A 10,421-nucleotide genomic window follows, 5' to 3' on the forward strand; every position below is an offset into this window, starting at 1 on the left:
AAGGTGCCTTCGTAGACCCCGTCCGGACAGCCCTTCGCTAGCCACTCCAGGAGATCGAATGGGGCCGGCGTGAGCTGATCCGGTGAACACCCCATGAGCACTCCTGCCTGTACAGAACCGAGTGGTGATGATCATGAGAATGCGTACCCCGGAGTATCGCCGCAACGGCACGGTCCGTCCGGTTGCTGTCACACCGGTATCCCGGTAGGTGCCGAGACCCAGTCACTCCTGTCCCCGCATTGGCGGCCTCGCACCCGGAGCGTCACATCCTCGTAGGCGCCAGCTGAGGCGATCGTTCAATCCGTACCCCACGAGCCGTCGCCCGCCTGGAGGCAGGCGGCTGGCCCCGGCACCGGATGACCGTCCGGGCCTACTCCGTTGGCTCAGCAGATGTCGGCTCGATGTCCGGACTGTTCGTGACATCGTCGTGGTCGCCGTCGGTGCGGAGACACAGCATCAGGGCGTGTTCGGCGCGGGCCAGTTCCTCGAGCTGCTCGGATGACGGTTCGTCGTCGGGTTCGGGAAGGTATTCGACGAGTAGTAGGACGTCGGTGAGGGCGTCGCGCACCCGATCGAGCCACGGGTCGTTCCACACTTGCTGCACCGCATGGACGCCGGCACGTGAGATCGGATCGGCGACGATCGGTGCGGTCGGGATCGTGACGGAGACGACCTCGTCTTCTCGGGCCCATATCGCCCCGCCGATGATGCTGTCGACAATCTCGACGACCGGTTCGAACGCGTCCGACCATCGGGCGCCGGGTAGGTTCAGGGTCACGGACTGCCCGAGGTCGTCCCTGCTGCGTTCGGCGTGGAGCGGGACCCCGGCGGCGTCCGCGACGGTCTGTGCCTGTCGCTGCACGTAGTCGAGGGTGGCCACCGTCGGGTCGGTGCGACGCAGCATGGACAGCAGGTCTTCGAGCAGCGCCAGTCGCCCGGCGCCCGGTCCGGCGCGCCAGGTGCGTACGTGCTCGTCGAGCCTCGGCGGCAGTGCCTCCGCACCGTGGAAGGGTGTGTTCTGGACACTCCACTGCCGCACCGCAGCCCGGCGATGCTGGGTCAACACCGCGTCGTAGAACGCTTCGAGGCGAGCCGCGATCGCGGTCCCCGAGCCGGGGACCAACTGTGCTCGCGCACGAGCCCAACGGAGATACCCGTCGTAATCGGCGGCAGCAAGCAGATCGACACCGAGGGTGCCCGCCACAATGTCAGTACCGGTGTGGACGCGCCGTTCGGGGTCGATAGTGCGCAGCTCGGCGAGAAATAAAGCGCGCAACAGGGCCAGGCGATCCCCGGTCGGCGGCTCATCGACCTCGTCGTGGCCGAACACCCAGTTCAGGGCTGTCGCGGCGGCGGCCTGTTTTGCCGGGGTCTTCCCGGCCCGCCACGGGCCGCGGCAGCGCGGCCTGCCGTCCACCTCGAAGGTGATCGTCGCGCGCATCTGCAATTGATGGTCGGGTCCACGGCGTTCGTAGTCGACGTTGTAGTCGACTTTGAGCCGAGCACAGTACTCCTGCAACTGTGTCGACGAATCGACAGGCGGCTCGAAGGCTCGGAGCCAGTTCGCCACCGTCAATGGTTGACGCTCCATGAGCAGGTCGCCGTTCGCGCGCCACGCGGCACCGGCAATGGCCTGCGTGGCATCCTCTTTGACCTCGGGACTGAGCTGCGGCATTCCCTTCGAACGGAGCACCCCGGCTTCGACCGGCATCGCCTCGAACAGAGCCAGCACAACCTCGCGCGACACCGCAGGATGGGTGGCCACGGTCGTCGCGAGCCGGGACGAGGCGCTCAGGGTCTGTAGCGCATAGTGATGGCGAACCAGGGTGGTGAGCACTTCGGAGCCTTCGGTGGCCAGCGCCCCGTAGTCCCGCTGGTTCGCTTCGGCCACCACCGCCTGGTTCTCGTAGGTCCAGGACCGATGGGTCAGCGCCTGGCTCATCCACGCGGGGTCGGCGACCTCGAAGGCCTGTTGCGCCCACCGGACTGCACGCACATGCTGGGGGAAGTGACCTCGATACGGCCGCGGCGCTGGGGGATTCTGCGGACGACCTGGTGTTTCGGCTGGCGCCGCGTGGGGCAGGTACTGCAGAACATACGAGCGGGCCGCGGCCTTGCGGGCCGCCTTGACCGACCTACCGGTCGCCGATGCCGAGAGCCCGTCGGCGGTCACCGTCACGGTGAAGATCTTGTCGTGATCCGGTCCCGAGGAGGAGCGCACGATCTCCGGTTCCCGTTTCAGCGCCGAACTCAGCACCGTTGCCCAATCCGGCTCCGGCGCCGGAGCAGTGAATGACACCCGCTCGAGGAGCGCATCTGCCGGTGCCTGGGACGCGGTGACCAACGACAGCGCCCCGAGGATCTGCATCGCGACCGACTCGGGAGCAGAACTTCTGCTGCCGGCCGCGATCAGGGCCGCTTCACCCGTGCCGTAGAAGGCCGCGTCGATGTCACCAACCCAGGCACCGAGAAGGGTCCGGGCATGACGGTCGGAGGCCAAGGCGCCGCTGACTTCCGCATTCGTGGTCAAGTCACCGCGCTGGGCACGAACTCGGTCGAGCATCGCCAGGCGCATCCAACCTCGACCGAGCGTGCCGAGCAGATCCAGCACCGGCGCGCTGACTGGGCTGTCGGGCACCGATTCGTAGAGGTAGCTGCTGTGCAGGCACGCCCACCGCACCCACAGCAGCGCGTTCTCGTCCAAGACCAGGTCCATCTTCTGCAGCTCGTGCAGCAGCCGGGGTGGTGTCGGCGGTACCCACGGGGAGAAGGGTGCCTGGGGGTAGGACTGCGCCCACCCTGTCGCGGTGAGGGGTTCTGTCGGCACAGACGGTGCCGCGGCCCGGGGCCCGGCTGGAACCGGTGTCTTCGCCGCCGGCGGCGGCGTCGATTGGGGCGGTGCATGCACCTCGAGCAGTGCGCTTTTCAGCCAGGGTCGCAGTGCTGGGGTGCGTCCGGCGCGGAACTTGCGTTCCAGGTCGAGGCATTCTTTCGAACGCGCATCCTGGCCGGAGACCGTCATCCGAACCCGTAGGCGTGCCAGAGACTGCAGGATCGTATCGACGGGAACGGCGAGGGTTTTGTCGAGCCGCACGGTGCGCGACAACAGCTTCGTGCGAAGGCGCAGCGCCATCTTGTGCAACGGCTCCGGTGGCGGTGGGGTACCCAGCGCCACCACTCCGACCCAGCGATTGCCGAAACTGTACGCAGTCATAATGCGATTCACGTTAACCGGCGGCTCCGACAAACGCGACAAAAACTCCAGCGGTTCCACAGCGCGCTTGCCGGGGCTGAGGATCGTAACTGAGCGCGTGATACCCGGCAGCGACGTCGTGCATCTCGACCGTCCGATCGGACGCGGAGCATCCGGGTAGCTGACTACGCGTAGCTCTCAGCCCTCGTCGTATTTTTCCCAGAAGCGCGCCCGCAACCGGTACCGGCTGTTCTCGTCCAGGTCGTAGTGCTGCATCGCGACGGATGCGTCGAGCAGCAGGGCCCGATCGATCTCCCGTGGGATCGAGGGTCTGGCCCGGGCGAGTTCGAGCTTCTCGTCTGCGGTGGCGCTTTCCCGGAACGATGTCAGTACCCGCGTCACCACCTCGTCGATCGCGGGGTCGTCCTTGGCTTCGTCGTGGTCGTAGCCCGGCAGCACCTGAGCCGGGGACCCTGTGGTGCTGCTGTAGGCGAGCACGCTGCTCGGGCGTGGGGTCGACGAGGCACGTGCCCGCGCTGCCACGTCCAGAGGTGTTCGGCCGGCCGGCCGGGTCGCCGGGACCCCGAGGGGCGCCGGGGACGTAGGAAGCGGGGCGGGCACCGGTTGACGGTCGACCTTGAGTACTGCGGCATCGATGACGCCGCCGTCGATGATGTCGAGCTCGTCGGCAGCGCGGATCAGGTGGCGGCTGACCCCGTGCGACGTGCCCGTAGCGGTCGGGACGGCGAGCAACACGACTTGCACTCCATGAACCTGAGCCTCCTCGACGGCTTCGGTCAGGTCATCGTCGCCCGAGACGAGGAAGAACACATCCGAGGTTCCGTTGCGAGCGTGGGCCACCAAATCCAAACCGATGCGCAGGTCCACACCCTTCTGCTCACCGTTGACGCCGAACCGGCCAAGACGAAGCTTGACCTTGGACAGCTCACCGATGCGTTCTTGCTGCACATCGGGGATGCCGTGGCGAGCCGAGTCGTACCAGTACACCCGCAACACCGGCAGACCCGACCGGTCCTGCGCGGTCTCCACCAACGCGCTGACCAACCCGGAGTAGTCGACATGAATCCCGCTGCGCAGTGACGTGCCGGTCACGCGAGTCGCGGCCGAGGCAAGCAGGTATCCGACATCGATGTAGAGCGAGCAGGTCGACCGCATGCGCTCACTATGGCATGCAGAAACGACAGATTCGGTACCGATAGGTCGGAATTGTCTGCGTTGCTGGTCTGGTCGGGTTTCGATTCGCCTCAGGATCGGCTGCTATGCATGCCCACTCGGCGACCTCGGTAGGGACCGACCGGAATCGCTGTCGGTGACAGGAACACGACCGGAGCGGTGCGCAGACTATCGACTGTCGCCCCTCGTCGAGATTGTGTCGGCACCGGAAATGTTGTCCGCGCGGATTCGGGCGTGTGCCGATTTCGGTGTTGCCCAGCCGATAACCGCTGCCCTGAAAGGGAGTACATCGGCGTGGTGGACGAGCCGGTCGATCATCGCCGTCGCGGCGATGTGGTCATCCGGCTACCAACCCGAAGCCATGGTCTGAGTCATGATCCCTTCATCCCTTCTGGGGCATATGTCGTTACTCGTGTCTTTGAAAGGATCTGACTCAGGGGCCTTCCCGGGGTCGAAGATGCGGGGATCCGCGAGGGAGTTCCGTCGACCGACGCTGCCCGTGGTACTCAGCGATGGGTCGATAGGTTCCCGGTGCGATACTGGCGCGGTGCCGCTCATTCAGATCATTCTCAGCGTCCTGACTCTGATCGCAGCTGGCACCAGCGCCTTTCTGGTGTGGCGAGCCAATACCCGCGCTACCGAGCAACGCGAACAGCAGGCCCGGCGGGAAGAATGGTGGCGTCGGTTCCAATACGCAACCGAACTCGCCCTCGACCTCGACAATCCACACCGCTCCAATGTCGGTGTCCAGCTCGTCCGTGCGATGATCACCAGCTCTCTTGCCGGCCGGGACGAGCTTCTCGCGGCCGATACCGTGCTTGATGAGGTCCTCGCTCTGGGGAATACTGGCAACAACGACGCGGAGGATGACGATGCCGACCACCACAGCCCCGAAGGCCACTGACGCACAGATCAACGCGGCCCGAGGCAAGCTCGCCATCGATAAGAAACTCGGCCGCACCTCCTCGGCGCGCGTCAAGGCGATCGCCGCGAGGAAAACGAGCAGCGAGAAAAATCAGGCCGACCCCGAGGCCCTCGCCAGCTGAGAATCCGTCTCGCCCCGTAGAGGTGATCAGCCGCCCGTCGGCGCCGGTCACCTCTCACACCCGATCTACACCGACGGTGCGGTACTAAATCGACTCAGGGCCGTTCTCGCCGGAGGGTCCGCAGCGCCCGGTGGTGCCCGTCCGGGGTGTCATCGATGGTGCAGATGCGGATCGCCAGGGCCTCAACAGCCGCGTACAGGCTCCTACGTCTCATCCGGTGGACGTAGATTCATCCGAACGGACTACAAAACCGTTCGCAATGCGCACTATGAACCGTCCCGGGTTTGATGCACACCTTCATTCTTGGGAAGGTAAGCCTCATGCCGAAGAAGTACCCCGACGAGGTTCGCGAGAAGGCGATCCGCCTCGTCCTCGATCACCGGGACGACTACGCCTCCGAATACGAAGCGATCCGCACGATCGCCGAACGGATGTCCCTCAAGCCCGAAACAGTGCGAACCTGGATTCGACGGGCCGAAGCCACCGCGACGAGCGGAACCGGACCCGCCGAATTGTCGGAGACCGAACTCGAGCTTCGCAGGTTGCGTCGAAAGAACGCGGAACTCGAGAAGACTGTTGAAATCCTCAAGGCTGCAACGTCTTTCTTCGCGCGGGAGTGCGACCCGCCACGGAGGTGATCTGCCGGTTCATCGCGGAACACCGCGATACGTTCGGGGTCGCACCGATCTGCCGGGTGCTCACCGCGCACGGCTGCAAGATCGCCCCGAGAACCTTCTACGCCTGGCGGACCCGACCACTGTCGAAGCGGGCGCTGTGGGACACCACGATCACGGCTGTGCTCGCCTCCTACTACGACGAGCGTGACGAGCACGGCCGCCGCAAACCCGAGTCCCTCTACGGGTCACTGAAGATGTGGGCCCACCTGCAACGACAAGGCATTGCGGTGGCGCGTTGTACCGTCGAGCGCCTGATGGCTGCCCACGGCTGGAAGGGCGCCACCAGAGCGAAGAAGATCCGCACGACCGTCCCTGATCCGACCGCGCCGCGGCCACCGGACCTGGTCGACCGGGACTTCCGCGTGGACAGACCCGACGCGTTGTACGTTGCCGACTTCACCTACGTGAAGATGGTGCCGTGCTTCGCGTACACGGCGTTCGTGATCGATGCGTTCGCCGGCACGATTGTCGGCTGGGAGGTCTCGGCATCGAAGGAGACCACGTTCGTACAGCGGGCCGTCAATCAAGCATGCTCACTACGCTCGATTCAGGGTAACCCGTTGCAGGGAAACACTATTCATCACTCGGATGCAGGTTCTCAGTACACGGCGATCCGGTTCGGGGAAACGCTGCTTCTGCAGGGGTTGCGACCGTCGATCGGATCGGTGGGCGATGCCTACGACAATGCGCTGGCGGAGACCACGATCGGCCTGTACAAAGCGGAATGCATCGCGGCGGATTCCCCGTTCCGCAAGGGCCCGGTCCGGACCATCGCCGACGTCGAGGAAGCCACTTCGGCGTGGGTGCGCTGGTTCAACACCAGCCGGCTGATGCACCGTCTGGGTCGGGTCCCGCCTCTCGAGTTCGAGGCTGCGTACTACGCTGCTCTCGGTGCCGACCAATCGGCCGCACACACGTAGCCGCAGTGTGCACTAACTGACCGTTTCAGAATGAGTTCGGCGTGGTAGATGGCGTTCCGGGACGGTTTCGGGCACCGTGTCGAGAGTGTCTGTTGATCTTGTTCCTGACGATCTGTGGGAGCGTGTAGCTCCGCTGCTTCCGCCCAGATCTGCCCGCCGGTTCCGGTTTCCGGGGCGCAAGCCGGTCGACGACCGGGTCGCCCTGGCCGGCATCATGTTCGTTCTGCGCACCAACGTGGCCTGGCGTGATGTGCCGGCAGAGACGATCGGGTGCAGCGGAGTGACCTGCTGGCGCAGGTTGCGGGAGTGGACCGAGGCCGGGGTGTGGCCGCGGCTGCACGAGATGCTGCTCGCGGAGCTGCGAGCCGCCGGGTTGCTCGAGATGGACGACGTCGCCGTCGACGGCTCGCACGTGCGGGCCCTCAAAGGGGGGATCACACGGGACCCTCACCGGTCGATCGCGGCCGCACCGGCAGCAAGCACCATGTGATCGTCGACCGGCACGGAACCCCTCTTGCGGTGTCGCTGACCGGCGGAAACCGCCACGACGTCACTCAACTGATGCCGCTCGTCGAGGCGATCCCCCGTATTCGAGGCCGGCGGGGCCGGCCGCGGAATCGGCCCCGCCGGTTGTTCGCCGACCGAGGCTACGACTACGACAAGTACCGAAACCTGCTTCGCGAAAAGGGGATCACCCCGATGATTGCCCGCCGAGGCGCCGCGCATGGCTCCGGGCTCGGCAAGGTCCGCTGGGTCGTCGAGCGGACCTTCGCTTGGTTGCACCAGTTCAAGCGTCTGCGAACACGTTCCGAGGTACGAGCGGACTTGCATCAGGGGCTGCTCGAACTCGCGTGCAGCATCATCTGTTTGAGGCGACTGCGGAGATCATTCTGAAACCGTCAGTAAAGGCAAGGTCCGCGCCGACATCGTCCACGAACGCCTCGTCGCCGTCGGCTTCGACGGCACCGAACGCACCACCCGACGCGCTGTGGCGGATACGAAAGCAGCGTGGCGGGCCGGGCACCGCCGCACCTACCGACCGTGGATCACCGAACCGGGCTTGTGGATGCAGTTCGATTGGGGCGCAGGCCCGAAAGTTCCTGGCCCGGGCGGGATCATGCGCTCGACGCTGTTGTTCTGCGCCTGGCTGGCGTGGTCACGCTACCGGGTGGTGATTCCGGTGTGGGACCAGAGTTTGCCGACGTTGATCGCGTGCCTCGATGCCACGGTGCGTCGCTTCGGTGGGGTACCGACCTACGCGTTGACCGACAACCCCCGCACCGTGAGCATCGATCATGTCGCCGGGATACCGGTGCGGCATCCGCAGATCGTCGAGACCGCCCGCCACTACGGCATGGCCGTGCACACCTGCGTCCCGTTCGACCCGGAATCGAAGGGCGGCAGCGAAGCAACCGTCAAGATCGCCAAAGCGGATCTGGTGCCCACGGATGCGAATCTGCTGCCGGACTATGTTTCGTTCGCCGAGCTCGAGGCGGCCTGCGAGCGGTTCTGCGCCACGGTCAATGCGCGTCGGCACCGCGAGAGCGCCCGCATCCCGGACGAGGCGCTGGCCGAGGAACGCGCCCGCCTGCACACGCTGCCGTCGGCCCCGCACACCCTGGCGCTGGGCACCACCCGCAGTGTCGGCACCGATCAGACGATCCGGTTCGGGTCGGTGCGCTACTCGACCCCGCCCGGGTTGGTCGGCACCGAAGTGTGGGTGCGCGCTGCCGGCACCGACCTGGTGGTCGTTGCCGATCTCGACGCGCTGCCACAGGCCCCGGACTGGGCCGAGAACAAGCGGGGTTTGAGTGAGGTTGCCCGGCATCTGCTTTCGACGCCGGGGAATCCGCGGATCGACCCGGCGCACTACCCGAGCCATCCGCAGGACCCGGATGGTGCCCCGAAGCCGCCGGTCCCGAAGGCCCGCTCCGCGGCCGAGGCCCGGTTCCTCGATCTCGGGCCCGGCGCGCACACCTGGTTGATCGCGGCGTCGGCGGCCGGGACGGTGCGGATCCGGGCGAAGATGACCGCCGCGGTGGAGTTGGCGGTGTTCGTCGGCGCCGCCACCGTCGATGCAGCGTTGGCGGTGGCGGCCGAGGCCGGCCGATTCTCCGACGGTGATCTGCCGGCGATCGTCGCGCACCACACCGACACCGCAGCCGAGTCCGGGCGCGTCGTCGCCGACGAGGCGCATTCGGTTCAGCCCGGCACCGCGGCCTGGGCCGGGTTCGGTGCCGCCGGAACCGGAGTCGGGTCATGAACCCTACTGCGCCACCGTTGCCCGACGATCTGGTTGCCGTCCTCAAGCGGATGCGCCTGCCGTATCTCCGGGCTGCCGCGCCGCAGGTGCTGGCGACCGCGAAAGCGCAGCGGTGGGATCCGACCGAGGTCCTCAAGGTCCTTCTCGACGAGGAGGTCCGTGGTCGGGACGAGGCGACGAAGGCGATGCGCCGCAAAACCGCGGGGCTTCCCGCCGGGAAGACGTTTTCTTCATGGCGGGAACAGGATTCGTCGATTCCGGCTCCGACCCAGCAGGCCCTGGCTACGTTGGAATGGGTGCAGCGCGCCGAGAACCTGGCGGTCAGTGGGCCGTCGGGGACCGGCAAGACGCATTTCGTCGAGGCGCTCGCGCATGCGGTGATCGACGCGGGGATGCGGGTGTCGTGGTTCAGTCTCGAATCGTTGACCGCGGCGATCGGGCGGGCGGCGGTGGACGGGTCGATCACCAAGACCATCACCAAGATCACCCGCGCCGAGTTGATCGTCGTCGACGACATCGGCATGCTGCCGTCCGGTCAGGCCGCCGCCGAAGCGTTCTATCGGCTCGTCGACGCCGCCTACGAGCGTCGCAGTGTGGTGGTGACCAGCAACCTTCACCCGTCCGGGTTCGACACGATCATGCCGAAAACCCTCGCAACCGCCGCGGTCGACCGGTTGCTGCACCACGCGCATGTCGTGATCACCGAGGGCACCTCACTGCGGCTGCAGGACGCCACCGCCGGACGCGGGGTGATGCCGTTGACCTGACCCGGTGCGGGAGATCAGCTGACCGCCGACAGGGAGATCAGCTGTCCGCGCACAGGGACACCACCTGTCCGCCCACAGGGACGCCCTCATGTCCCTTGACACCCGCACTGCCGCACTACTGTTTAACACGGCTGATCGAGCGGAACTGGATTCCATAATCGCGACAGACCCCTACATGGAACACGGCCAGGCATCTGGACTCACCGTCGCGGAGTGGGATCCGATCTTCGGAGTGCTGAACGCGGAGTCCACACAGTCAGAAAAGTCTGCGGAGACCGTCATCCGTGAGGTGCTCGTCGCGTTCGGCCCCGACCCTGAGTCCGAGGACTGACAAAGTCCGCGCGTGCTGGCACCTCTATGT

The 10,421-nt window shown here is 66.2% G+C and carries 9 protein-coding genes, 2 pseudogenes and 1 other annotated feature; of the genes and pseudogenes, 9 read left to right on the forward strand and 2 right to left on the reverse strand.

The window, feature by feature from the left end; genetic code table 11:
• Nucleotides 1-370: 370 nt before the first annotated feature.
• Together RZ1_RS28535 and RZ1_RS28540 are read right to left on the reverse strand one after the other, a co-directional pair.
• Nucleotides 371-3,214 carry a putative dsRNA-binding protein gene (locus RZ1_RS28535; protein ID WP_072816216.1) on the reverse strand — a complete coding sequence of 948 codons (2,844 nt, stop codon included), beginning with the start codon at nucleotides 3,212-3,214 and terminating at the stop codon, nucleotides 371-373.
• A gap of 177 nt (nucleotides 3,215-3,391) precedes the next feature.
• The gene (locus RZ1_RS28540) at nucleotides 3,392-4,369 is read right to left on the reverse strand and encodes an NYN domain-containing protein (protein WP_072816218.1); all 978 of its coding nucleotides are present in this window, start codon (nucleotides 4,367-4,369) and stop codon (nucleotides 3,392-3,394) included.
• A gap of 565 nt (nucleotides 4,370-4,934) precedes the next feature.
• Here RZ1_RS28540 and RZ1_RS28545 point away from each other — a divergent pair.
• From RZ1_RS28545 to RZ1_RS30305, 9 genes and pseudogenes are all read left to right on the forward strand, one after another.
• Nucleotides 4,935-5,291, forward strand: a complete 357-nt coding sequence (locus RZ1_RS28545) for a hypothetical protein (RefSeq protein WP_072816220.1) — start codon at nucleotides 4,935-4,937, stop codon at nucleotides 5,289-5,291.
• The gene (locus RZ1_RS30775; protein ID WP_169918170.1) at nucleotides 5,260-5,433 is read left to right on the forward strand and encodes a hypothetical protein; all 174 of its coding nucleotides are present in this window, start codon (nucleotides 5,260-5,262) and stop codon (nucleotides 5,431-5,433) included. The genes RZ1_RS28545 and RZ1_RS30775 overlap by 32 nt, the downstream gene beginning before the upstream one ends.
• Nucleotides 5,434-5,753: 320 nt before the next feature.
• Nucleotides 5,754-7,030, forward strand: a protein-coding gene (locus tag RZ1_RS28555; RefSeq protein WP_139282052.1) for an IS3 family transposase whose coding sequence is annotated in 2 segments (ribosomal slippage) — nucleotides 5,754-6,033 and nucleotides 6,033-7,030 — 1,278 coding nt in all. Because the reading frame shifts where the segments join, the coding sequence is not laid out codon by codon here.
• Nucleotides 6,029-6,160, forward strand: a sequence feature (AL1L pseudoknot). (Overlaps the previous gene by 132 nt.)
• 85 nt (nucleotides 7,031-7,115) lie before the next feature.
• Nucleotides 7,116-7,310, forward strand: a pseudogene (locus RZ1_RS31565) (transposase); the annotation flags it as partial.
• 44 nt (nucleotides 7,311-7,354) lie between these two features.
• Nucleotides 7,355-7,924, forward strand: coding sequence for an IS5 family transposase (locus tag RZ1_RS28565; protein ID WP_072816225.1), 570 nt, complete (start codon nucleotides 7,355-7,357; stop codon nucleotides 7,922-7,924).
• A gap of 19 nt (nucleotides 7,925-7,943) precedes the next feature.
• Nucleotides 7,944-8,621 (forward strand): annotated as a pseudogene (locus RZ1_RS31920) (transposase); the annotation flags it as partial.
• Between the two features lie 6 nt (nucleotides 8,622-8,627).
• Nucleotides 8,628-9,293: a Mu transposase domain-containing protein gene (locus RZ1_RS31925; protein WP_372481626.1), complete on the forward strand. Its 666-nt coding sequence runs from the start codon at nucleotides 8,628-8,630 to the stop codon at nucleotides 9,291-9,293.
• Nucleotides 9,290-10,060, forward strand: a complete 771-nt coding sequence (gene istB, locus RZ1_RS28575; protein WP_072816227.1) for an IS21-like element helper ATPase IstB — start codon at nucleotides 9,290-9,292, stop codon at nucleotides 10,058-10,060. Before RZ1_RS31925 ends, istB begins: the two co-directional genes overlap by 4 nt.
• An 88-nt stretch (nucleotides 10,061-10,148) precedes the next feature.
• A complete protein-coding gene (locus RZ1_RS30305) occupies nucleotides 10,149-10,391 on the forward strand; it encodes a YciI family protein (protein ID WP_139282053.1) in 243 nt (80 codons plus the stop codon).
• Nucleotides 10,392-10,421: the final 30 nt, after the last annotated feature.

This window comes from Rhodococcus zopfii NBRC 100606 = JCM 9919, assembly GCF_001895025.1.
In the GTDB taxonomy this organism is placed as follows: domain Bacteria; phylum Actinomycetota; class Actinomycetes; order Mycobacteriales; family Mycobacteriaceae; genus Rhodococcus; species Rhodococcus zopfii.

Coding starts and splice junctions, on each gene's coding strand:
- RZ1_RS28535 (WP_072816216.1), bottom strand. CDS start 3,214: ATGACTGCGTACAGTTTCGGCAATCGCTGGGTCGGAGTGGTGGCGCTG.
- RZ1_RS28540 (WP_072816218.1), bottom strand. CDS start 4,369: ATGCGGTCGACCTGCTCGCTCTACATCGATGTCGGATACCTGCTTGCC.
- RZ1_RS30775 (WP_169918170.1), top strand. CDS start 5,260: ATGCCGACCACCACAGCCCCGAAGGCCACTGACGCACAGATCAACGCG.
- istB (WP_072816227.1), top strand. CDS start 9,290: ATGAACCCTACTGCGCCACCGTTGCCCGACGATCTGGTTGCCGTCCTC.
- RZ1_RS30305 (WP_139282053.1), top strand. CDS start 10,149: ATGTCCCTTGACACCCGCACTGCCGCACTACTGTTTAACACGGCTGAT.